This is a genomic window from Haloarchaeobius amylolyticus, assembly GCF_042678045.1.
GTDB lineage: Archaea > Halobacteriota > Halobacteria > Halobacteriales > Natrialbaceae > Natrinema > Natrinema amylolyticus_A.
Map to the genome: position 1 here is coordinate 182073 of NZ_JBHUDI010000001.1, position 22101 is coordinate 204173.

At 63.8% G+C, this 22101-nt stretch carries 21 protein-coding genes and 1 pseudogene; 10 read left to right on the forward strand and 12 right to left on the reverse strand.

Translation table 11 applies throughout. The annotated features are described in order from the left end of the window. The first annotated feature begins 13 nt into the window (after positions 1-13). The 3 genes from ACFR99_RS00905 (at position 14) to gvpM (ending at position 1604) form a co-directional block, all read left to right on the forward strand. On the forward strand, positions 14-358 hold the full coding sequence (locus tag ACFR99_RS00905) for a gas vesicle protein K (protein ID WP_390283396.1): 345 nt from the start codon (positions 14-16) through the stop codon (positions 356-358). A gap of 80 nt (positions 359-438) precedes the next feature. Further along, positions 439-1290, forward strand: coding sequence for a gas vesicle protein GvpL (gene gvpL, locus ACFR99_RS00910; protein WP_390284148.1), 852 nt, complete (start codon positions 439-441; stop codon positions 1288-1290). Further along, a complete protein-coding gene (gvpM, locus tag ACFR99_RS00915; protein WP_390283399.1) occupies positions 1287-1604 on the forward strand; it encodes a gas vesicle protein GvpM in 318 nt (105 codons plus the stop codon). The genes gvpL and gvpM overlap by 4 nt, the downstream gene beginning before the upstream one ends. Positions 1605-1745: 141 nt before the next feature. On the opposite strand, the gene ACFR99_RS00920 is transcribed toward gvpM, so the two are convergent. The 3 genes from ACFR99_RS00920 to ACFR99_RS00930 form a co-directional block, all read right to left on the reverse strand. Continuing rightward, complete coding sequence (locus tag ACFR99_RS00920) at positions 1746-1961, reverse strand: hypothetical protein (protein ID WP_390283401.1); 216 nt, start codon at positions 1959-1961, stop codon at positions 1746-1748. A 360-nt stretch (positions 1962-2321) separates the two neighbouring features. Further along, complete coding sequence (locus tag ACFR99_RS00925; protein ID WP_390283404.1) at positions 2322-3332, reverse strand: Gfo/Idh/MocA family protein; 1011 nt, start codon at positions 3330-3332, stop codon at positions 2322-2324. Positions 3333-3911: 579 nt separating this feature from the next. Beyond that, on the reverse strand, positions 3912-6167 hold the full coding sequence (locus ACFR99_RS00930) for an NADP-dependent malic enzyme (protein ID WP_390283407.1): 2256 nt from the start codon (positions 6165-6167) through the stop codon (positions 3912-3914). A gap of 442 nt (positions 6168-6609) precedes the next feature. On the opposite strand from ACFR99_RS00930, the gene rdfA reads away from it, so the two are divergent. Both rdfA and ACFR99_RS00940 read left to right on the forward strand, forming a co-directional pair. Further along, a complete protein-coding gene (rdfA, locus tag ACFR99_RS00935; protein ID WP_390283410.1) occupies positions 6610-7236 on the forward strand; it encodes a rod-determining factor RdfA in 627 nt (208 codons plus the stop codon). A 148-nt stretch (positions 7237-7384) separates the two neighbouring features. Continuing rightward, entirely contained in the window at positions 7385-9322 is a 1938-nt protein-coding gene (locus ACFR99_RS00940; RefSeq protein ID WP_390283413.1) for an archaea-specific SMC-related protein, read from the forward strand. Positions 9323-9335: 13 nt separating this feature from the next. On the opposite strand, the gene ACFR99_RS00945 is transcribed toward ACFR99_RS00940, so the two are convergent. Further along, complete coding sequence (locus tag ACFR99_RS00945; RefSeq protein WP_390283416.1) at positions 9336-9896, reverse strand: DUF2238 domain-containing protein; 561 nt, start codon at positions 9894-9896, stop codon at positions 9336-9338. An 84-nt stretch (positions 9897-9980) separates the two neighbouring features. Then, positions 9981-10610, reverse strand: coding sequence for a metal-dependent hydrolase (locus ACFR99_RS00950; protein ID WP_390283419.1), 630 nt, complete (start codon positions 10608-10610; stop codon positions 9981-9983). A gap of 287 nt (positions 10611-10897) precedes the next feature. Here ACFR99_RS00950 and ACFR99_RS00955 point away from each other — a divergent pair, with 287 nt between their 5' ends. Next, positions 10898-11032, forward strand: a complete 135-nt coding sequence (locus ACFR99_RS00955) for a rubrerythrin-like domain-containing protein (RefSeq protein ID WP_465260881.1) — start codon at positions 10898-10900, stop codon at positions 11030-11032. A gap of 153 nt (positions 11033-11185) precedes the next feature. On the opposite strand, the gene ACFR99_RS00960 is transcribed toward ACFR99_RS00955, so the two are convergent. The 6 genes from ACFR99_RS00960 to ACFR99_RS00985 form a co-directional block, all read right to left on the reverse strand. After that, positions 11186-11521, reverse strand: coding sequence for a hypothetical protein (locus ACFR99_RS00960; protein WP_390283425.1), 336 nt, complete (start codon positions 11519-11521; stop codon positions 11186-11188). Beyond that, entirely contained in the window at positions 11521-12522 is a 1002-nt protein-coding gene (locus ACFR99_RS00965) for a cytochrome d ubiquinol oxidase subunit II (protein WP_390283427.1), read from the reverse strand. Before ACFR99_RS00965 ends, ACFR99_RS00960 begins: the two co-directional genes overlap by 1 nt. Further along, the gene (locus ACFR99_RS00970; protein ID WP_390283430.1) at positions 12515-13939 is read right to left on the reverse strand and encodes a cytochrome ubiquinol oxidase subunit I; all 1425 of its coding nucleotides are present in this window, start codon (positions 13937-13939) and stop codon (positions 12515-12517) included. Before ACFR99_RS00970 ends, ACFR99_RS00965 begins: the two co-directional genes overlap by 8 nt. Before the next feature lie 122 nt (positions 13940-14061). Then, entirely contained in the window at positions 14062-14298 is a 237-nt protein-coding gene (locus ACFR99_RS00975) for a DUF1641 domain-containing protein (protein ID WP_390283432.1), read from the reverse strand. Positions 14299-14640: 342 nt separating this feature from the next. After that, positions 14641-15060: a hypothetical protein gene (locus tag ACFR99_RS00980; RefSeq protein WP_390283435.1), complete on the reverse strand. Its 420-nt coding sequence runs from the start codon at positions 15058-15060 to the stop codon at positions 14641-14643. Between the two features lie 220 nt (positions 15061-15280). Then, positions 15281-15526, reverse strand: coding sequence for a sulfurtransferase TusA family protein (locus ACFR99_RS00985; protein WP_390283438.1), 246 nt, complete (start codon positions 15524-15526; stop codon positions 15281-15283). Between the two features lie 231 nt (positions 15527-15757). On the opposite strand from ACFR99_RS00985, the gene ACFR99_RS00990 reads away from it, so the two are divergent. Continuing rightward, positions 15758-16951, forward strand: coding sequence for an MBL fold metallo-hydrolase (locus ACFR99_RS00990; protein WP_390283440.1), 1194 nt, complete (start codon positions 15758-15760; stop codon positions 16949-16951). 172 nt (positions 16952-17123) lie between these two features. Here ACFR99_RS00990 and ACFR99_RS00995 read toward each other — a convergent pair. Then, positions 17124-18183: pseudogene (locus tag ACFR99_RS00995) on the reverse strand (CNNM domain-containing protein). Between the two features lie 149 nt (positions 18184-18332). Between ACFR99_RS00995 and ACFR99_RS01000 the strand changes: the two are divergent. From ACFR99_RS01000 to ACFR99_RS01010, 3 genes are all read left to right on the forward strand, one after another. Further along, positions 18333-20909 carry a calcium-translocating P-type ATPase, PMCA-type gene (locus tag ACFR99_RS01000; protein WP_390283442.1) on the forward strand — a complete coding sequence of 859 codons (2577 nt, stop codon included), beginning with the start codon at positions 18333-18335 and terminating at the stop codon, positions 20907-20909. Between the two features lie 269 nt (positions 20910-21178). Further along, positions 21179-21472, forward strand: coding sequence for a DUF211 domain-containing protein (locus ACFR99_RS01005; protein WP_390283445.1), 294 nt, complete (start codon positions 21179-21181; stop codon positions 21470-21472). An 11-nt stretch (positions 21473-21483) separates the two neighbouring features. Then, positions 21484-22053: a VIT1/CCC1 transporter family protein gene (locus tag ACFR99_RS01010; protein WP_390283448.1), complete on the forward strand. Its 570-nt coding sequence runs from the start codon at positions 21484-21486 to the stop codon at positions 22051-22053. The last annotated feature ends 48 nt before the right edge of the window (positions 22054-22101 follow it).

Genomic DNA, 22101 nt, shown 5'->3' on the forward strand with positions numbered 1-22101 from the left:
AGGGGGACGACACGTGACGGCGATCGACGTCGGCGACGGTGAGGATGCCCGGGACGGACTGATGACGCTAGTCGTCACCGTCGTCGAGATCCTGATCGACGCGCTCGAGCGGGAGGGGGTCCGCCGCATGGAGTCCGGGAACCTCTCGAACGAGGAGATCGAACGGCTCGGCAGCCAGCTCGCGACGATCGAGGCCGAGATCGAACAGCTCAAAAACGACGAGGGGATCGAAGACGGCGTCGACGATCTTCGGGGCGATCTGGACGGGCTGGTCTCCGACGCGATCGAACAATTACACGGCGAACCGACGACCGTCCAGCAACCCGGCTACTCCGTGTTCGGAGGTGAGGGAGAGTGAGCCACGATCGTACTGATGGTCCCGGCTCCGACGAGCAGCTCGAGGCACTCGACGATCGGCCGGCCGGCAAACACGCCGAACTGCCGGATATCGAGGCAGGGCGCTACCTGTACTGTCTCGTCCAGGCAGACGAGGACGCCACCCTCGAGACGACCGGCGTCGACGGCGAATCCGTCTCGATCGTCGTCGCAGACGGTATCGGAGCCGTCGTCCACGCCTGTGACGGGATCTACGACTCGGCGGATCTCGCACAGATCCGGCGCTGGCTCGTTCGCCATCAGACGGTCGTCGACGAGGCAGGACAGGCATTTGGCACGCCGATCCCATTCCAGTTCGATACGATACTCAAGGGTGACGACGACGCCGTCCGCGAGTGGCTTCGCGAGGAGTCCGCGACCCTCGAGCGCGCCCTCACCGGGCTAGCCGACCACTGGGAGTACCGCGTCGAGGTCGTCGAAGTCGATCCGATCGATGACGAGGCGCTGATCGAACGCGACGAGCGACTGCAGGAGCTCGACGAACGGATCGGCGACGCCGAGGAGGGGACGGCGTTCTTGCTCGAGAAACAGTTCGACCAGCGCCTGGCGGAACGCCGGGCGGCGCGACGGGAGTCACTGACTGCCGACCTCGAGAAGCGGCTGGCCGTCGAGGCGCGGGAAGTCCACGCGCTCGAGCGCTCGCCGAGCGCGTCGCTGGCCAACGACGTGGTCGGCGATTCGAGTTCGGACGGCGGTGACACCCTCTGTCGGCTCACACTGTTGGCACACGAGGACGACGAAGGAGCGATTGGATCGATACTCGACGACGTAGCGGCAAACGACGGACTCGAGGTCAGGTTCACGGGGCCGTGGCCGCCGTATACGTTCGCACCGGAACTGGGCGATGAGGGCGACGGAACCGCGACCGCGACCGACCCGGATCCACAGTCATGAGACCGCGAAAGGATGACGACGCGTTCGTCGACGTGCTCGACGTCCTCCTCAGAGACGGTGCGATCCTCCGTGCGGACGTGATCGTCTCGGTCGCGGAGATTCCACTGGTCGGGATCAAACTCACGGCGGCCATCGCTGGCATGGAGACGATGACCGAATACGGTCTCTTCGAGGAGTGGGATACCAGTCGCCGAAACGCCGCCGTCAGTCGCCGCCAGTACAAACGGCCCGATCGAGACCGCTCCACGGTCGACGAACTCGGTGTCGGTCGCTCTCACGAGGGTGTCGACGAGCGGGACGACGCGACGCAGTGATCACGTGGACTCGAGACGACGAAAAAAGCGATGGGACCTGTGTACTCGAAGACGGACTACGAACGAGAGCCAAACGAAAACGACCGGGCGAACCACACCACTGAATGTGTCGTTCCTGTGCCCCCGGACGGGGGCCACCAGTCAGGCGTACTTCGGACGCTCCGTCGTGTGCTCGACGTCGCCGGTGACGGTCTCCTCGTCGCTGTCCTCGTCGTAGACGTACTGCCCGGTCGCACCACAGAGGGTACACTCGTAGGTCTCGGAAATCTCGTTGATCATCTCGCCGTCCTCGAAGTAGACGCGACTCTGCGTGATCTGCAGAAACTGGGCGGTTTCGCAGTTAGTGCAGGTGATCATATCCGTTCGATGGCCTCCACCGGTTGTAGTTATCCGGCTTGTAACCGAAAGGGATGCGAGACTATAGGGTTCTTACCCGGGTCGCAGTTGCCGACGAAGATTCGGATCGCCTCGTCCGGCATGGGGGGTCGCTCGAGCCGGATCGAACGCGAGTAATAACAGCATAATCGCAAGACTGAATCGGGTTTCGTATCGACGATTCGTGAACGGATTACGCTCTCGAAAAACCGTCTTTCGGGACGAAACGAGATCGTTAGATTCCCGATTAGTCAGATTCTCTGGACTAATCCATCCCGACAATGGCTGGTCGATCGGCACTCCTGTGACCGAGTCCACACCGGTGCAGTTCTCGAGTAGCCGTCACCGTTCGACGGCAATCCGATCGCCAGTCCTCGCCGCCTCGTATGCCGCTTCGGTCAGCGCCGTCACCCGGAATGCGTCCCGGACCGTCGCCGGCGGCTCGACACCCTCCCTGACGCTCTCGAGGAACGCGTCCGCCCGGGTCTGCTCGCGGCGAGGATCGATATAGGGGACGTACTCCCCGGCGTCGGCGTCGACTTCGATGACCTCCCGTGGGCCCCACTGGGTTCCCTCGAGGTAGACTGCACCCTCGTCGTCCCAGAGATGGATATGTTCGCGAACCGATGGGGCGTCGCCGTGAAACGAACAGGTTCCGGTCGCACCGTTTTCGAACCTGATATCGAGGTGTGCGCGACGATCGACTCGCCGTTCGTCGTCGTGGAAATCCATGCTCGCGGCGACCGACGCCGGCTCGAGACCAGTGGTCCAGAGAATCCCGTCCAGGACGTGACTACCCGTATCGTAGAGGAACCCGCCACCGGACAGGTCGGGCTCGAGTCGCCAGGTCCCTCGCGCGTCGTCGATCCATCCCTGCGTGATCGAGGCAGTCAGCCACCGCGGGTCGCGGTCGGCGAACCGTTCGCGGGCCGTTCGAAACGCCGTCTGCAGATGGCGCTGGTAGCCGACCATCACGGTTCGGTTGCTTCTGGCGGCTCGTGCCGCGAGGTCGCGCGCCCGTTCTAAATCGGTCGTCAGTGGCTTATCACAGTAGACGTGACAGTCCCGATCGAGGGCAGCGAGGATCTGCTCGTAGTGGAGCGTATGGGGAGTCCCGACGAGCACTGCGTCGAGTGGCGCCTCCGCGAGCATCGCCTCGTACTCGGTGTACTGCCGGCCGGCGGACACGTCGAACTGATGGCCCACCTCGTCGCGAACGGTCTCGTCGAGATCACAGATCGCGGTGACAGTCGCGTCCGAGTGGCGGTGAAACTGTCCGCCGACGGTCGTCCCGATATACCCGAGTCCGACGATACCGATTCGAAGTGGCCGGTATCGACTCTCGTTGCTCATACAGCCTACATGGACCGTAGCATTATCCTTCTGGAGGCGTCGCAAGCAAGCAGTCGCTGGTCGTTCAGGATCGTCTCGTGACTGTCCGGGGAACTCGAGATGCCCGGGATCGGGTCCAACGCCTGCCAGTAGCAAGATGCTATACGCTGTTATACGCTGCCTGCGTGTGGTTTGGTGTCGCTACGGCGTGCCAAGCGGCTGCATAACTATTGGTGAAACGCGCGTCGAAAGACGTGCGGGGTTGCAAACCCCCGCCGGGTACACGCTCGGCCCAATCGACGCGCTGATAGCCGATTGCGTGCGTTCGTGCCCGGATCGCTCGGACGTGGACTCGCCCCCGCTTCGAGTACGCTCATGTCTCTCACGCCCAGGGCGGCCCCCCGCTCCGCCCGGGTTTCCAATACACGAACCGGAGTCTACCGGCTCGCGATCGTGCCGACACCTCGTACAATCTGCTCTAACGAGTGGGCAGACTACTGTCAGTCCGTGCCGGCGGGCCCGCGACACGCTCTGAGGCCCGTCGGGACACAGTGACAGCAGACTGTATGAGCCACGGGCTGGTTGCAGCGAGTTCGGCGGTCAGGAATCGTCGCTCTGGGCGTCGACCGTCGCGACGGCCGCGAGGTTCACGATGTCCTTGACTTCGTCGCCGCGCTGGAGGACGTGTACCGGCCTGTCCATACCGACGAGCATCGGGCCGATCGCTTCGGCTCCGCCGAGCCGCTGGAGGAGCTTGTAGCCGATGTTGCCGGCCTCGAGGTTCGGGAAGACCAATACGTTCGCCGGTTGCTCGAGGTCTGCGAACTCATAGGTTCCAGTCAGCATCTCCTCGACGACGGCGGTGTCGGCCTGCATCTCGCCGTCGACGGGGAAGTCGATCGCCGGGTCCTCGCGCAGTCGGCGGGCTGCCTCACGTGGCTTGCGGGTCCCCTCGTTGTCGACGCTGCCGAAATCGGAGTACGAGAGCAACGCCGCACGTGGCTCGACGTCGAACCGGCGGGCCAGTTCGGCGGTATGGCGGGTGACCTCCGCGAGGACGTCTTCGTCGGGGGCCTGATTGACCGTCGCGTCGGCGACGAAGACGACGCGGTTCTTGAAGGTCAGCATGTAGACGCCGGCCGCGTAGTCGGCGTCGTCAGCCGTGCCGATCACTTGCAGCGGCGGCCGCAGCGCCGACGGGTAGTGGTTCGTTAGCCCCGTCAGCATCGCGTCGGCGTCACCCTGGTCGACCATCACGCTCCCGAAGTAGTTGGTGTCGTCGCGGATCATCGCGTCGGCCTCGCGGCGGGTGATCCCGTTGCGCCGCCGTCGCTCGTAGAGGTGGTCGACGTAGGCCTCGTAGTCGCCGCTCGCGGGGTCGACGACATCGGGGTCGAACTCGAGCCCGAGAGCTGCGACCGTCTCGTGGATCGCGGCTTCGTCACCGATCAGGATCGGCTCCGCGATCCCGCGGTCGACCATCTGAGAGGCCGCGCGAACGATCGTCTCGTCGGTCCCCTCGGCCAGCGCGATCCGTTTGGGATTCGATTTTGCCTTGTTGAGCACGACACGCATCATCTCGCGGGATTTCCCGAGGCGGGCCTCGAGTCGTTCGACGTACGCCTCGAGATCGAGGTCGACGCGGGCGGCACCCGACTCGACCGCTGCGCGGGCTACTGCGGGAGCGACTTCGAAGAGGACGCGCGCGTCGAGTGGCTTCGGAATGATGTAGTCGGGGCCGAACTGCAGCGGCTCGTCGCCGTAGGCCTTGACGACCGCGTCGGGGACGTCCTGCTTCGCGAGGTCGGCCAGCGCCGTCGCCGCCGCGACCTTCATCTCCTCGTTGATCTCGGTGGCGCGGACGTCGAGCGCGCCACGGAAGATGAAGGGAAAGCCGAGGACGTTGTTAACCTGATTGGGGTAATCCGACCGGCCGGTGGCCATGATGACGGTGTCGTCGCGGGCCGCCTTGGCCGCCTCGTAGCCGATTTCGGGCTCGGGGTTGGCCATCGCGAAGACGATCGGATCGTCGGCCATCGAGCGAACCATCTCCTGATCGACGATACCGCCGGCCGACAGGCCGACGAATACGTCCGCGCCGACCATCGCGTCTGTAAGGTCTCCCTCGGGGCGATCCTGTGCGAACATCCGGTTGTACGGGTCGAGATCGCCGGCTTCGGCCCGCGCTGTCGTCAGGATCCCGTCGATGTCGCACATCGTGATGTTCTCTCGGTTGACGCCCAGCGAGACGTAGAACCGTGCCGTCGCGACCGCGGCCGCACCCGCGCCGGCGAACGTCACCTCGAGGTCGGCGAGGTCTTTCCCCGAGATCTCGACGGCGTTGAGCAGCGCCGCGCCGGAGATGATCGCGGTGCCGTGCTGGTCGTCGTGGAAGACGGGAATCGAGAGGCGCTCGCGGAGCCGTTCCTCGATGGCGAAACACTCGGGCGCTTTGATGTCCTCGAGATTGATGCCGCCGAACGTCGGCTCCATGGCGGCGACCGACTCGACGAACGCGTCGGGGTCGTCGTGGTCGAGCTCGATGTCGAAGACGTCGATATCGGCGAACCGCTTGAACAGGACGCCTTTGCCCTCCATGACGGGTTTCGAGGCCTGTGCGCCGATGTCGCCGAGTCCAAGGACGGCCGACCCGTTCGAGACGACACCGACGAGGTTGCTCTTCGTGGTATACTGGTAGGCTGCGTCAGCATCCGCGTCGATCTCCCGACACGGCGCGGCGACACCCGGCGAGTACGCAAGTGAGAGGTCACGCTGCGTGTTCGTCGGCTTGGTCGTCTCGATCTCGATCTTGCCCGGTGGCTCACGCCGGTGGTACTCGAGCGCGTCTTCGTCCATTGATCTATCCGTGTGTCGCCGCTGCACCGGTAAAAGTGCACGGTTGTGGTCGAATTTCCCGCCAATCGAAAATATACGCCAGCGGAATCGTCAGGTACTGTCGAGTATCAGCCGTAGGTAGAGCGCACTCGTCCCATGCGTTACGCGATCGGCTCGGCGGGGACTATCCGGGGACACCACGGGTCTGAGACGGACTCCTGTCAGTGGGTGCCGGCGCGCCCGCGACCCGTCCTGCGGGCCTACCGGTCACTCGGGACAGCAGACCGTATGTACTGCCGGACAGAACGACGTGACGACCGGTCGCTCTGTTGCGGCCGTCACCGGTGGAGACGGCCGCGAATTCGCGACCGACTTCGTATTGACTTCTATCCAACAGTATGAGCCACTGTCGACCGACATTCCGACCACAACATTTGTACGACAGCCGTTACTGCCATTCCGTATGACTGACGACTCGAGGAGCCGCCGTCGTTCCAAAGTCGAGCGCGTGATCGCCGAGTACGGCCTCGAGTCGTGGGGGAACCGTCTCGAGGCAGCGTGGGTCGGCGATGGGACGGAACGGACGAGTCTTCGCGATCTCGCGGCCGAGTTCAACAAGGCCGTCCTTCGAGCAGCGATCCGCGACGCCGGCGGTTCGGTGGTCGACTCCGACGTCGACGTCCTCTATCGGACGCTGACCGACGACGACGTCTCCCGGTCGGACGCGGTCAGAAAACGCCGCGAACTGGAACGATCGGGCGTCGACGTCGATGCCGTGAGTTCGGCCTTCGTCACCCATCAGACGATCTATACGTATTTGACGAACGTCCGCGACGTCTCGCTTCCCGACGAAGACGGCAACGATCGACTCGAGCGAAAGACCGAGACCGTCCAGCGACTCGCCGGCCGCACGCAAGTCATCACCGAATCGACGCTCGAGGAGTTGGGCAAGGCGGGGGAGATCGCGGACCGGGAGTACGAGGTGTTCGTCGACGTTCGGGCGATCTGTGGCAACTGCGGAGCCGATTACCCGATCGCGACGCTTCTCGAAGAGGGCGGCTGTGACTGTGACGTCGTCGACGGCTCGTAGCGTGGGGCGGTCTGCTGTCGCTGTTTATCCGTACATCCCCAGATGTCGCGAGTTCGGTGGACACAGAAGGACGGAAACCGGCTGTCTGAGACACCGCTGACAGCCATTACCAACTAACATTTATATTCGGCGGCGAGAACCACCCATCGTGTCATCTCCAGCGTCAGTTTCCTCCTCGATCACCGTTCTGGCGGAGAATATCGGCGGTATCGACAGGACCGAGGTAACGCTCGAGCCCGGCGTGAACGTGCTGACTGGCCGGAACGCGACGAACCGCACGTCGTTTCTCCAGACGATCATGGCGGCGCTGGGGAGCCGGCAGGCCTCGCTGAAAGGTGACGCGGACACCGGTCGCGTCGAACTGGCAGTCGACGGCAACCAGTACACGCGCGTGCTCGAACGCCGCGACGGCGAGGTCGTCTTCGGCGGCGACCCCTATCTCGACGAGCCGGAGCTGGCCGACCTGTTTGCCTTTCAACTCGAGTCCAACGAAGCGCGCCGCGCCGTCAGGAGCGGTGACGACCTCCGCGAACTCATCATGCGCCCGGTCGATACGGACGAGATCGAGGCCGAAATCGCGTCGCTCGAGGCCGACAAACGTGACCTCGACGACCGCCTCGAACAACTCGAACGGCTCGAGGCCGAACTTCCCGGTCTCGAGGACGAGCGGGCCGCCCTCAACGACGAGCTCGAGTCACTAGCCGAGCGAATCACCGCCCTCGAGGCCGACCTCGACGCGTTCGAACTCGACATCGAGGCGAGCCGTGACCGGAAGGCCGCGATCGAGTCGGGGTTCGCCGACCTGCAGGCGGCACGAACGGAACTCGAGTCCATCGAATACGACCTCGAGACCGAACGAGAGAGCTACGCCGAACTCGAGGCCGAACGCGACGAACTGCAGGCGGAACTGGCCGCCCTCGACGACGATCACGACTCGCCGGATCGGCTCGAGGGACGTATTCAGGAGCTTCGTGCCCGCAAGCGCTCGCTCGATGCCACCGTCAGCGAACTCCAGAGCGTTATCCGGTTCAACGAGGATCGACTCGAAGACGACGGCGTCGAGCTCGAACTTGCGGATTCGGGGACCGATGGTGGCGACATCACCGAACAACTCCTCACCGACGACGTCGTCTGTTGGACCTGTGGCTCGCACGTCGACCGCGGACGGATCGAGTCGACCCTCGAGCGACTTCGGTCCCTTCGGCAGCGAAAAATCGACGAACGGCGCGACTTGCAATCGCAGATCGACGAGCTCGCGACCCGCCGAACGGAGCTTCGCGAGCGGTCGCAGAAACGGGGGGAACTCGAAACACGGCTCTCGGCGATCGAGGACGACCTCGAGCACCGACAGCAACGCATCGCGGACCTCGAGGCCGACCACGACGACCAGCAGGCACGCATCGCGGACCTCGAGGCGGACACCGACGCGTTCGAGCACGCGGCGTACGACGACGTCATCGAGACCCACCGTGAACTGAACCGGCTCGAACTCGAACGCGAGGACTGCGAGGCCGAGCGCGACGAGGTGCAGGCCCGAATCGACGAAATCGAGTCGCAACTCGCGGCCCGAAGCGACCTCGAAGCACAACGCGACACCGTCGAAACGAGGCTCACCGAGTGTCGGACCCGCGTCGACCGACTCGAGGAAACCGCCGTCGACGCGTTCAACGAGCACATGGACTCGATCCTGTCGCTACTCGAGTACCGCAACATAGAGCGAATCTGGATCGAACGCCGCGAGAAGACGGTCCGCGAGGGTCGGCGGACGGTCACGCGGACGGCGTTCGACCTGCATATCGTCCGCTCGACAGCCGACGGGACGACCTACGAGGACACCGTCACACACCTCTCGGAGAGCGAACGAGAGGTCACGGGGCTGGTCGTCGCACTCGCCGGCTATCTGGTCCACGACGTCTACGACGTCGTCCCGTTCATGCTGTTAGATTCGCTCGAGGCGATCGACTCGAACCGGATCGCCGCCCTCGTCGAGTATCTCGCGGAGTACGCCGACTGTCTCGTCGTCGCCTTGCTCCGCGAGGACGCCGAAGCGCTCTCCGACTCGTATTCGTACGTACGAGAGATCTAGAAGCGATACTGTGTTACTCGTCTGCGTCCGTCAGGTTTGCAAGGAAGGTGTCGCCGAGGAGGACCACGAGCCCTGCACCGACGAGATCGAACACGAGGTCGAGGGCGGTATCGACCTTCCCGTAGGACACGAGAAGCGGCTCGTAGCCGAGGTGGTTCGCCGTCCTGTGGATTATGTACTCGACGATTTCCCACAGGACGCCGGCAACGGCGACGACGCCGATGACTCGAGGGCCGGGTTCGCGATCGGTTCGGCGGGCCACAGCGAAGGTGAGGCCGCCGAGAAGCGTCGCCGAGTGGGTGTGTGTCATATGGTCCCACCACCAGACATCGTCGTAGGGACCGAGCATGCCGACGGCGTGGGTGAGCATCGCGGTGTCGAGGTACACGCGCTGCCACGGCCGGAAGGACACGTCGTATCGCTGTTTGATGCGTCCGGGCAGGTACGTCGCCACGAGCGCGATGAGCGCGTTGACGACCGCTCCCGGATCGCGCCGTCGATAGCCGACGAGTGCCACGGCGAGCAGCGCATATCGGATCCCACGTTCGGCCTCCCGCGAGACTGACGTCTGCATGCGTTTGCTCACAGGTTACAGGGAACTCTGATAACGGTACCGACACGAAACGAGTCCGGGCTCACCTCGAGTGCCGATGAGCGCTTACTCGAGGTGTTCGGGGACGTATCGGGTTGGCAGCCGCGCCAGCATGCGGTTCGGAAGCGTCTCGAGCAGGTAGCCCGTGATCAGTACCTCCGCGATCGTCGGGAGCAGCCGCCGCACGGCGGTGTAGACGACCGCGACCAGGACGGCCGCGCCGACGACCGTGCGGAGCACGCCGTCGAGCGTGATCAGGAGCGGGCCGGCGAGGGCGATCGAGAGGGCGAGATCCTCGGGTGCGCCGTCGTATCGGACCCACCGCCGTGGCGCGAGCCACCGATCGTGGTAATGGTTGTAGACAGCTCGGCTCGAGGTGGCTTCCCAGGGCCGGAGCTCGAGCCCGCCGCCGAAGACGTCCATCACGCTGTGGGCGGCCGCGCCGAGTACCGCCACCGCTGCGGCGATCGTCGCCGTCGTCGGGACGAGCACGGCAAGCGGCGCTGCCACGGCAGCGAGTGCCGAATAGTAGACCGGGTAGTGGAGCGTCTTCCGGTGGCCGACGTACATATCCAGGTCCGGAACGAGGCCGCCGAGCAGCCCCGCCACGAGCGCGACGTCGGCGTGCTCGGGAGCGGCGACCGCGACGGGAAGGGCGAGCACCAGCCCGACGAGCACGTGCGTTGGCAGCATCATTGTGTTACATTACAGGCGACACAACCCTTTGAGTATGTCGGTTACCTTGCTATGTCGACACGAACCGTACGGGCGCCCACATCGCTGTCGACATGCCGGCATGGCAGTAATCGTTGGGGCTCGTGAATCGGTCGACCGTAAGCAGCTCAGCAGACCATAATCAATTGGGTTTGGCCCTGTTAGAGGCTCGAGCCACCGGTTTGTGGCTACTGGCGGTCAGCGTAACCTGACAGAACGACTGACGCAGCCTTTATCTGCTTGTATATGGTACTATAGTTACGATAATCGTGGAATCAACTGCACAAACACGAAGAAACCTATACGAATGTATGGTATGTGGGGTACGAACGAAAGCACATAATCAATCCGCCTGTACGAACTGCTCGGGAGAGATGCAGAACCTCAGCAATACGCGGGAGTGAGGTCTGAGCGATCGCTCGTCGTCCGGTGCGTGATCCGCGGTCCCGCGCTTGTTCACTCCAGACATCGTTTTCTCCCGCCGATCGGAGCTCGATGCACTCACGTCACGCCTATGCGCACATGCGGCTCCGTCCGCCCCGTCGGATAGCGATGGACTATTCCGACGGCCAACCGTGTTGTTCCGCCCGGAGCCACGCCTTGACGAGTTCGTTGACGTTGTGGAAGATGATGGCGACAGTGAGCAGTGTCGTCGCCAGGTAGATCACGAAGCCGGGCGGGCCGCCGACCGACGCACCGAGGATCCCGCCCGTGATGCCGACGACCGTGAGCTCGATCCACGTGACCAGGATCCGAGAGCCGAGTCGAGGTGGTGATGGCGCCGACGTATCCTGTTCGGTCGTCGGCTGGTTTGTGGACTGCTCAGCGGCGTCCGCGTCACGGACTGGTGGCCGACCGTCGTCTGTGTGACCGCCGTCGCTGTCGAGTGTCATCAGTACGACTCACCCGCTTCGATCGGTCCGCTGAACGCCGAGTAGAGGACGCCGAAGTAGACGAATATCAGCGGGAGCAAGATCGCTGCCCCAATGGACATGAGATTGAGCGGGAGCGTCGACACGATAGCCGTCTCGACCGTCAGTCCGCTGGCGCGATCGATTTCGGGATACATCAGCCCGGCGACGACGCCGACCAGCGCAAAGACGAGTCCTGCAGCGCTGGCGAACGCCACGTAGTAGCGATCCGCCCGCGTCGCTGCGGCGTAGACGCCGGCGAGAACGATCGTCCCACCGACGAGCGCCATGACGGGGAGGGAACCAAGCGCCGACCGAAGCTCGGGTTCCGTCGCGTAGACGTAGCCAAGCACCACCACGAGCAAACCGAGGTACGCACCGAGGGCACGGTAGCCGGCAGTTCGGAGGTCCGCACGCAGATCGCCCCGCGTTTTCACCCGAAGAAAGGCCACGCCGTCGACGACGGTCAGCGCGACGACGGCCAGTCCGACGACGACGCCGGGCAGCGTCAGGATCGTCGTCGCGCCGAGCAGCCAGTTCGCCGTAAACATCCCCAGGAAGAACGGAGCGGTGAGGCTGCCGACGACGAACGCGCGTCCCCACCAGCGCTGCCACGCCTCGTCGTGACGCTGTTCGTACATCTCGGGTGCGAGCCCCCGAACGATGAGCGCGCCCAGAATCGCGAACATCAGCAGATAGTGCCGGCTGAACAGGTTGGCGTAGACGGACGGAAAGGCCGCGAACATGGCCCCGCCGAAGACGACGAGCCACACCTCGTTGCCGTCCCAGAACGGCCCGATCGCGGCCAGCAACTGTTCGCGCTCGTCGTCGTCGGCCCGCGTCGCGAACAGCGCGCCAACCCCGAAGTCGAACCCGTCGAGAAACAGGAACATGGCGAAGATGAAAAACAGCAGGCCGAACCAGAGCTCGGCCAGCGGCAGTCCGAACAGGGGATCGCTCGCGAGCGCGCCGGCCTCAGTCATCGACGCTCACCTCCGTGGTGGGCGTCTCCGGCCGTTCCTGGGCGACGAGGTCGTCCCCGTCCGGCGGACCGGCCCGAACGAGTCGAACGATGACGTAGGTATACAACACCAGCAGGCCGAAATAGACGACTGCGAACCCGGCGAGCGTCACCGCCGCTTCGCCTCCCGTCAGGCCCGGCGAGACGCCGTCGCTCGTCTGTAACACGCCCTGGATCACCCACGGCTGTCGACCGACCTCCGTGACGACCCAGCCTAACTCGACCGCGAGGATACCGAGCGGCGTCGAGGCCATCAGCGCCTTGTGGAGGAGATCGTCCTCGAGCAACTGACCCCGCCACCAGCGGTAGCCACCCCAGACGGCAAGCAGGATGAACCAGAAGCCGAGCGCGACCATGAGCCGGAACGACCAGAAGACGAGTGCGACAGGCGGCTGGGGGCCGGGGAACTGCTCGAGGCCCTGGATCGTCGCCTGTGGATCACCGCCGCTGGCGAGCCACGACGCGCCGCCGGGAATACCGATGCCGAAGATCTCCTTGGCCCGCGGATCGAGCAGATCCTGGATGCTCGTCGGGAACGCGACGATGTATTCGGGGACGTAGGAATCGGTCTCCCAGACGGCCTCCATCGCGGCGAACTTCTGTGGTTGGGTCTCGAAGACGTGGCGGGCGTACAGGTCGCCGTGGAGCACCTGCAACGGCGCCGTGATGAGCAGTGCGATGAGGCCGAACTTGAGCGTCGTCTCCCAGAAATCGACGTGCTCGACCGAATACCCCCAGACGTGGTGTCTGAAGACGAAGTAGGCGCCGAGGCCGGCCATGACCAGTGCGACGGACTCGACGGCGGCGTTTTGCATGTGGACGAACATCCACGGGAAGCGGGGATTCGCGTAGGCCGCGATCGGATCGACCAGCTGGACGATCGGCTGGCCGTTCTCGGTCGCCAGTTCGTAGCCCCGTGGCGTCTGCATCCACGAGTTGGCGATCAGGATCCAGACCGCCGACAGCCACGTCCCGAGTCCGACAGCGACGGCTGAGATCATATAGAGGACGTTCCCGACGCGCTCGCGGCCGAAGACGAAGATACCCAGAAACGTCGCCTCGAGCATGAACGCCATCATCCCCTCGAGGGCGAGCGGGCCGCCGAACAGTTCACCGGCGGCCGTCGAAAACGCCGCGAAATTGGTGCCGAACTCGAACTCGAGGACGATCCCCGTCACGGTGCCGACGACGAAGCTGACGGCGAAGATCCGAGTCCAGAACCGACGTAACTGCTCGTAGATGGCGTTTCCAGTGCGAATCTCTTTCCACGTGAAGTAGATGAGAAACGGGGCGAGCCCCATACTCATTACGGGAAAGATGATGTGGACGATCGTCGTGAGGGCGAACTGCAGCCGGCTTCCGATAACTGGGTCGATCATGGTGGGACCATCGATAACTGGTTGGTTTCGATACCTCGTCGACCGGCGGCTCGTGTATGGGCGAAAAGAAGGGGCGGACGGAAGTAACAATTTGGGTGCAACTATCGAACGGCAGACCGTCTCTACCGCTCGTCACCGTCCGGCAACTGGTTGCCCGTCTCGCGGGCGACGGAAACCACGAATCCGAGCCCGCGCCGGACGGCCGGGTCACGAAGGGTACGGACCACCTCTCGTGCGCCGAGTGGCTCCGCTGGTTCGGCAGCCACGTCACCGACGGCCTCGAGCAACGACGTGAGCGTACGAGCCACGTCGTCGTCGGCTGCCGTGTCAGCCAGTTCGCCGGGGCTGGTCCCGGTCACCGGTCGGAAGTGTCTCCAGTCGTCGCGTCCGACTGTCTCGTCTCGTGGAGGGCGTGATCCGCTCGGCCCTACCGGGGCGTCTGTCATCCGGCTATCCGTACTGCGTGGCGAGTTCGGTCGCTGACACGCCGACGAGAGATCGGTTCCGATCAGCGTGGCCGGCCCGCTCGTCCGTTCGTGTCGGTTGTATTGCTGTGACATGGCTCGAGTGCAGCGTCTCTACGAGACTGTGTGACACATACGTGGAGTTGGTCGGCCGTGACACGACGGTAGCACTCGCCCAGTGGTCACTGAGCGGTACTGCACAGTAGATCGGAGCCCGCAATCGGCGGGAAACGAGACTCAGAGTTCGATTTCGCGTGCACTCGCCCGCGAGAGGTACGCCGACAGGATTGCGGTATGGATCGTCCGGAGATCCGTCTCCTGAATCGTTGCGGCCGCTTGAAAGCGTTCGCGGGCGTTCGCGACCGTCTGTGGGTCGGCGGCGAGATCCGCGAGGACGAACGCGTCGGACTCGACCTCGCGGGCAGTTTCGAACGCCGCCTCGTCGTACAGGTCGGCGAACTCGGTCACGATGTCTGAGACGAGTTTGTCGGTCGCGTCAGCGCCCGGATCGCCTACGGGGACCGTCGACTCTGCCGGGTCGAAGTAGCTCTCGTAATCGACGACACCGGCCGCCTCGTACAGGTAGTCGGCGAGCGCGTCGAACACGTCCTCGGAGACGTAGACACCGAACAGCTTGTACCGATCGTCGGCGGTCATTACCTCGAGGTTCTGTGCCGAGGCCCATCAAACGTCGCCTTCGGGAACGGTATCCGCCTCTTACGGACGTGCGTAGCCGTCACGCGCTTGCGCATTGAAAATAACAGACTCGTCGTCGCGTCTCTCATACGGACCGCCGTCAGTCAGTACCGGCGCACCTGCAGGACGGTCGCGGGTGCGCCGGTACATCGGTACAGCAGACCGTATGACAGGGGCCGTCTCAGGCCGTCTTCTGGACGTAGTGTTTGTACACGTCGCCGTCCTCGACCTGTTCGAGCAACTCGACGCCGTCGGTCCCGGTTGCCCAGCCATCGAGGTCGCTCATGCTGCCCGAATCCGTGGCGACGACTTCCAGAATCTCGCCTTCGGCGAGGTCGTCGATAGCGGACTTCGTTTTGACGACCGGCATGGGACACGATGCACCTTTCACGTCGAGCGTCTCCGTAATCTCGTATTCCGTACTCATGTTCTATCTATGCTCTGTATTGGAACCATCCTACAATATTATTTCCGATTTCAAAAGCCCATCGGTTCTTGCAGAGTATGCAAACATCTGCACCATCCCATATTCGCAATAGTTAGCTCAAACGCCCGAATAATGGCCTTATCCGCCCTCACGACATAGCTGTATTGTGCAATAGGTGAACGACCATGCAAAGATTTATGTGGTAAGGGCCGGTACTCGTCAGTGTACACAATGGACGACATGGACTTCCCAACGCCAGACGTCGAGGTCGAATCGGTCACCCCAAGCGAGCTCAAAGAACGTATCGACGCGGGCGAGGACGTGACGCTCCTCGACGTGCGCGCAGAATCGGAGTACGAGGAGTGGCACATCGACGGCGACACCGTCGAGTCGATTAACATCCCCTACTTCGAGTTCCTCGAGGACGAACTCGACGAAGACGTTCTTGCACAGATTCCCGACGACCGTGAAGTGACGGTGCTATGTGCCAAAGGTGGCTCGAGCGAGTTCGTTGCGGCCACGCTCAAAGACCGTGGCTACGATGCGAACCAGCTCGAGGACGGGATGAACGGCTGGGCGCGGATTTACGAGCGCGTCGAAGTGTCCGACTACGACGGCGCGGGAACGCTCTACCAGTACCAGCGTCCCTCCTCGGGCTGTCTGGGCTACCTCGTCGTCGACGGCGACGAGGCCGCAGTCATCGATCCGCTCCGAGCCTTCACGGATCGCTATCTCAATGACGCTGACGAACTCGGCGTCGACCTGAAGTATGCGATCGACACGCACATTCACGCCGACCACATCTCGGGTGTGCGTGCACTCGATGCCGTCGGCGTCGAGGGCGTCATCCCCGACGCGTCGGTCCAGCGTGGAGTTACCTACGCCGACGATGTGACGCTGGCCGAGGATGGCGACGAGTTCCATGTCGGCGACGCCACGATCGAGACGGTCTACACGCCCGGACACACCTCCGGGATGACCTCGTACCTGATCGACGACTCGCTGCTGGCCACCGGTGACGGGCTGTTCATCGAGAGCGTCGCCCGCCCCGACCTCGAGGAAGGTGACGACGGCGCACCCGAAGCTGCTGCCCAGCTCTACGAGAGCCTGCAGGAACGCGTGCTGACCCTGCCCGACGAGACGCTGATCGGTGGCGCCCACTTCAGCGACGCGGCCGAACCCGCCGCCGACGGCACCTACACGGCACCGATTGGCCAGCTCGTCGAGGAGATGGACGCGCTGACGATGGACGAGGACGAGTTCGTCGAACTGATCCTCTCGGATATGCCCCCACGGCCGGCCAACTACGAGGACATCATCCCCACCAACCTCGGCCAGCAGGAAGCCGACGACGACGAAGCATTCGAACTCGAGCTCGGCCCGAACAACTGTGCTGCCAGCCAGGAATCGCTCGCCGGCGACTGATCGAGGCTGATAACTCGATCGCCAGTCGGTTCGCAGTGTCGCTAGCCGGCGCAACTCGTCTCGCCTCGAGCGTGTCCGAGGCCAGGTGAGTGCCGACTCATCGCCTCGGTCGTTCGGTGACTGACTGACGAGACGCGGTCGATTCGTGGTCGATCCGTTCTTGCGACCTGTTCTACACAATATCGTTGACGTCGAGGGGATCCTCGAACGAGCCGACCAGCGCCTCGAGAGCGTCCGTTGCCGTCAGTAACCCGACGACGTCGCCGTCGGCTTCGACGAGTGCGAGTTCTTGATTTGCAGCCTGAAGGTCGTCGATCGCGTCGCTGACGTGTGTCTCGGCAGGAAGCGTCATCGGCGGCGTTGCGATGTCCTCGAACGTCACGTCGCCAGCCCGAAGCTCGTCGATCCGGTCGATGACCGTCGGCGCGTAGACGATTCCGACGAACGCCTCGGGCGTGCCGTCGATCAGCGGAAACCGTGTGTGCGGGCTCGTGCCGATCCGATCGATGTTCTCCTCGACCGATGCGTCCGTCGAGAGGAATACCACGTCCTCGACGGGGGGTCATCTCGTCCTCGACCGGGCGGTCACCGAGCATAAACGCGTTGAGGATCTCCTCTCGACGGTCCTCGGGAAGGTCGCCTCGCTCGAGGACCGACGTGAGTCGGTTGCGGAGGTCCGCACGCGTTTCGATGACCTCAGTTTCGGTCTCGAGCCAGGCACCGGTCATCTCGATCCCGAAGCGCCGGAGCGTCCATTTCGCGACGGCGTCGCCGAACCAGATCACAGGTGAGAGCAGCCACGCGAACCAGTACAGCGGCGTCGCCCCGTATCTGGCGACGAACTTCGTTCGCTCGACGCCGAGGTAGGTCGGCGTCTGTTCGCCGTGTGTGAGATGGAGAAGGTTGATGATGACGAACGCGAGGACCGCACCGGCACCCGCAGAGGCGAGTGCAGTGTTCGCGAAGACGGACCCGATAATCGTCGCGAGCGCCGGTTCGGCGACGATACCGACGGCGATGCTCGTCGCGCTGATCCCGACCTGACAGCTCGTGAGATAGATCTCGAGATCGTCGGTCATCTCCCATGCACGGCGAAGGCCCGGCTTGTCGAACGTCGATTCGGGGTACTGTCGGACACGCGTGAGTGCGAATTCGATCGCGACGAAAAAGGCGTTCGCGAGGATGAGTCCGACGCCGGCAATCAAGCGCAGACCGATCTCGATGGCGTCCATTCGTTGTGTGTTCTCAGAGATTAGACATCTGCTTGTCACTACCGGTTCTGCCGTCGAATCGGCTCACAGCTGTCCAGTTTGGCCGTCGCACTGACGATTCCCCCGTCTCCAGGATACGCCTATAGGGGTCGCGCTTGAAGACCGAGGCGATGGCCGATCCGCCTCACGAGCTCCCGTGGTCACGCGTTCTCGAGGCCCTCGAGTCGAGTTCAGACGGGCTGTCGAGCGATGAGGTACGGCGCCGACGCGAGGAGTACGGGGAAAACGATATCGTCGAAGGTGGCGGGCGGTCGACAGTCGACATCTTCGTCGCCCAGTTCGACAGCGTTCTGATCTGGGTGCTGATCGTGGCGGCCGTCCTCTCGATCTGGGCTGGCCACGTCGTCGACGCGGTCCTGATCGGAATCATCGTCGTCGCGAACGGGATCTTCGGGTTCGTCCAGGATTATCGGGCCGAGCGGAGCCTCGAGTCGCTGCGCGAACTGGCCGCACCGACGGCAACCGTCCGGCGAAACGGGGACACGAGCGACGTCGATGCGATAGCACTCGTCCCCGGCGATATCGTCATCCTGCGTGGCGGCGACGTCGTCCCAGCCGACGCCCGGCTGCTCGAGGAGACCGATCTCGAGGTCGACGAGGCGGCGTTAACCGGAGAAAGCGTGCCAGTTTCGAAGTCGACCGAGCCGGTCGAGCCGGAAACGCCGCTTGCGGAGCGAACGAGCATGGTCTACAAGGGGACAAACGTCACCCGCGGGAAGGGCGTCGCCGTCGTCACCGGAACCGGAATGGAGACGGCGGTCGGGTCGATCGCGAGCGAACTCGCGGCGACCGAGGAGACGGAGACGCCGTTGCAGACCGAACTCGATCAACTGGGACGGACGCTCGGTGGCGGCGTCCTCGTTCTCTCTGCGCTGGTCGCGCCGCTGTTGATCCTCCGTGGAACGGACGCTGTCCAGGCCGCGCTCACGGCCGTCTCGCTTGCCGTCGCCGCCATTCCTGAGGGACTGCCGGCGGTGGTCACGCTCACGCTCGCGCTGGGCGTCCGCCGAATGTCCGACGAGAACGCGCTCGTCCGCCGACTTCCGGCAGTGGAGGCGCTTGGTGGCGTCGACGTCATCTGTACGGACAAGACCGGCACGCTCACGAAAGGCCAGATGACCGTCAGCAGGCTCTGGATCAATGACACAATCGTTGACGTCGACAGCGAGCGGATCGACGCCGCCGGCGACCGGGACACAGACCGCGAGGAACTGCTCCTGAAGATCGGCACGCTCTGTAACGACTCGACCCTCGAGGAGGGTGATCCGACCGAGCAGGCGCTGCTCGAGGTGGCCGACCGTCGTGGGCTCGACCTCGAGGCACTCTGTGACGAGTATCCGCGGACTGGCGAAGTACCGTTTTCTTCGGATCGAAAGTGGATGGGGACCGTTCACGACGACGTCGGCTACGTCAAGGGCGCGCCGGAGGTCGTCGTCGACCACTGCGACCGAATTCTGACCGCCGACGGACCGGTAGCGCTGACCGACGACCGTCGCGACCGGATCAAGACGACGGTGCGCGAGTTCGGCGACGACGCGTTACGCGTGCTGGCGATGGCCTACCGCGAGGACCCTGCCGATCCCGACGACCTCGCGGGCGAGTTGACGTTCGTCGGCCTGGCGGGAATGATCGATCCGCCGCGAGAAGAGGTCGCCGACGCGATCGTAGCGACTGAACGCGCCGGCATCGAGGTGAAGATGGTAACCGGCGACAACGTCCGGACGGCCAGCGCGATCGCCGACGAGCTCGGGATCGGGACCGAGGTGCTCGAGGGTCGAGAAATCGAACGGATGGACGACGAGGAGTTGCGCGAGCGCGTCGAGACCGTCGACGTCTTCGCGCGCACGTCGCCGGAGCACAAGGTGCGCATCCTGCAGGCATTGCAGGACCGGGGTCACGACGTGGCGATGACCGGCGACGGGGTCAACGACGCACCGGCGCTGAAAAACGCCGATATCGGCGTTGCGATGGGGATCCGCGGGACGGACGTCGCCAGACAGGCCTCGGATATGGTATTGCTCGACGACAACTACGCGACGATCGAGCAGGCCATCGAGCGCGGGCGAACGATCTTCGACAACATCTGGAAGTTCGTCGCCTATCTCCTCAGTGCGAACGTCGGCGAGGTGGCGCTCGTCTTCATCGCATCGCTGTACGGCTATCTCATCTTGCCCGCAGTCCAGTTGCTGTGGATCAACCTGGTGACCGACGGGCTGCCGGCGCTGGCGCTCGGATCGGATCCGAAAAGTGAGGGCGTGATGGACCGGTCGCCACGCGACCGCGACCAGGGGATCATCGGTCGCGAGATGCTCGTCATGATCGGCGGAATGGGTGCCGTGACCACGATCGTCCTCCTCGCGCTCATGTTCTACACCCTCGAGGGCGCACCCGCCGTCACCCCGCGTACGATGACGCTCGTGTTCACCGGCTTCGTCTTCCTCGAACTCGTCGGGCTCTACGTCATCCGGTGGTTGCGTGAGACGCCGATACTGTCGAACGGCTGGCTCACGGCGTCCGTCGCGGTCTCGATCCTGTTGCACCTCTCGGTGCTGTATACCCCGCTCTCACAGTATTTCGGAACGGTGCCACTCGACGTGACCGACTGGGGCCTCATTGCCGCCGTCCTCGCCGTCTGTCTGCCGGGGTATCTCGGGGTTGCCGTCTTCGCCAAGCGCATGCAGGACTGATACTGACGGGCAACACGGTTTTCACATCGATCGAACGCGAGCCACGATCGCGATCGGCACGCTTCGATCACCATCTCGAGGAGGCGTCCCCTGATGACATCGCCGTTCGGATCGGTCTGAACTCCGACCCGATTCCGCGACGATCGGGTCCTGAAGGCGATCTGTCATGCGACTTCGCTGTCGTTGGGGCAGTCCGTCCCGGTTCCGTCGGCTGGCCGCCGATCGCCTCGGCCCACGTCACTAAGGGCATCGAGCGAGACTGATACAGCATGGCTGCCCCGATCCGACGGCTCGTTCTCGACGTGATGAAGCCACACGACCCCGACATTCTCGAGTTCTCCCAGACCGTCGCCGACCGGGAGGGAATCGCCGGCGTTAACGTCGCGCTGATCGAAACCGATCGCGTCGTTCAAAACCTCAAGGTAACGCTCGAGGGTGAAGACATCGACGCAGACGCTGTCGAGGACGCCATCAGTGACCTCGGTGGCACCGTCCACTCGATCGATGCCGTCGTCTGCGGGACGCGCATGGTCGACGACCACGAGACGCCGCAGGACCCCTGATCTAGCGAGCCGTGACATCTATCCGCACACTGATCGAGGACGAAGACGTCAGATCGATCTCGCGGCGCTACTTCATTTCCAACGGGTTCGACGGCACGCTGACGGCCATCGGTATCGTCGTCGGTGCGTACCTGTCGGGAATCGACGATGGACTGACCGTCGTGACCATTGGACTCGGCGCGGCTGTCGGGCTGGGGACCTCCGGCGTCTGGAGCGTCTGGGAGATCGAACGCGCCGAGAAACAGGCCGAACTGCTGCGGATCGAACGGGCCATGCTGACCGATCTAGAGGATACGACGATCCAGCAACGACGCACGGGTGCCCGAAAGATCAACGCGGTCGCGAGCGGCATCGGCCCGCTGATCGGGATCATCCTGCCGTTGTTGCCGTTTCTCGCACACAACGTCCTCTTTTCGCTGCTCGAGGCGACGCTGGTCGCGGTCGGAATCGGCGTCACCGTCCTGTTTACCTTCGGGGCATACCTCGGTTCGATCTCGAAACAGAACTGGATCGTCGCCGGCGTTCGGATGGGCCTTGCGGGGATCGTAGTTGCGTTTCTCAATCTGTTCCTGCCCGGCTAATCACAACGCGATCCGACAGTTGATCGGACTGCGGTCAGTCCCGATCGT

Excerpts from the sequence above, each read along its gene's own strand:
- gvpM (WP_390283399.1), top strand. The coding sequence starts at position 1,287 with ATGAGACCGCGAAAGGATGACGACGCGTTCGTCGACGTGCTCGACGTC.
- ACFR99_RS00920 (WP_390283401.1), bottom strand. The coding sequence starts at position 1,961 with ATGATCACCTGCACTAACTGCGAAACCGCCCAGTTTCTGCAGATCACG.
- ACFR99_RS00925 (WP_390283404.1), bottom strand. The coding sequence starts at position 3,332 with ATGAGCAACGAGAGTCGATACCGGCCACTTCGAATCGGTATCGTCGGA.
- ACFR99_RS00930 (WP_390283407.1), bottom strand. The coding sequence starts at position 6,167 with ATGGACGAAGACGCGCTCGAGTACCACCGGCGTGAGCCACCGGGCAAG.
- rdfA (WP_390283410.1), top strand. The coding sequence starts at position 6,610 with ATGACTGACGACTCGAGGAGCCGCCGTCGTTCCAAAGTCGAGCGCGTG.
- ACFR99_RS00945 (WP_390283416.1), bottom strand. The coding sequence starts at position 9,896 with ATGCAGACGTCAGTCTCGCGGGAGGCCGAACGTGGGATCCGATATGCG.
- ACFR99_RS00950 (WP_390283419.1), bottom strand. The coding sequence starts at position 10,610 with ATGATGCTGCCAACGCACGTGCTCGTCGGGCTGGTGCTCGCCCTTCCC.
- ACFR99_RS00960 (WP_390283425.1), bottom strand. The coding sequence starts at position 11,521 with ATGACACTCGACAGCGACGGCGGTCACACAGACGACGGTCGGCCACCA.
- ACFR99_RS00965 (WP_390283427.1), bottom strand. The coding sequence starts at position 12,522 with ATGACTGAGGCCGGCGCGCTCGCGAGCGATCCCCTGTTCGGACTGCCG.
- ACFR99_RS00970 (WP_390283430.1), bottom strand. The coding sequence starts at position 13,939 with ATGATCGACCCAGTTATCGGAAGCCGGCTGCAGTTCGCCCTCACGACG.
- ACFR99_RS00980 (WP_390283435.1), bottom strand. The coding sequence starts at position 15,060 with ATGACCGCCGACGATCGGTACAAGCTGTTCGGTGTCTACGTCTCCGAG.
- ACFR99_RS00985 (WP_390283438.1), bottom strand. The coding sequence starts at position 15,526 with ATGAGTACGGAATACGAGATTACGGAGACGCTCGACGTGAAAGGTGCA.
- ACFR99_RS00990 (WP_390283440.1), top strand. The coding sequence starts at position 15,758 with ATGGACGACATGGACTTCCCAACGCCAGACGTCGAGGTCGAATCGGTC.
- ACFR99_RS01000 (WP_390283442.1), top strand. The coding sequence starts at position 18,333 with ATGGCCGATCCGCCTCACGAGCTCCCGTGGTCACGCGTTCTCGAGGCC.
- ACFR99_RS01005 (WP_390283445.1), top strand. The coding sequence starts at position 21,179 with ATGGCTGCCCCGATCCGACGGCTCGTTCTCGACGTGATGAAGCCACAC.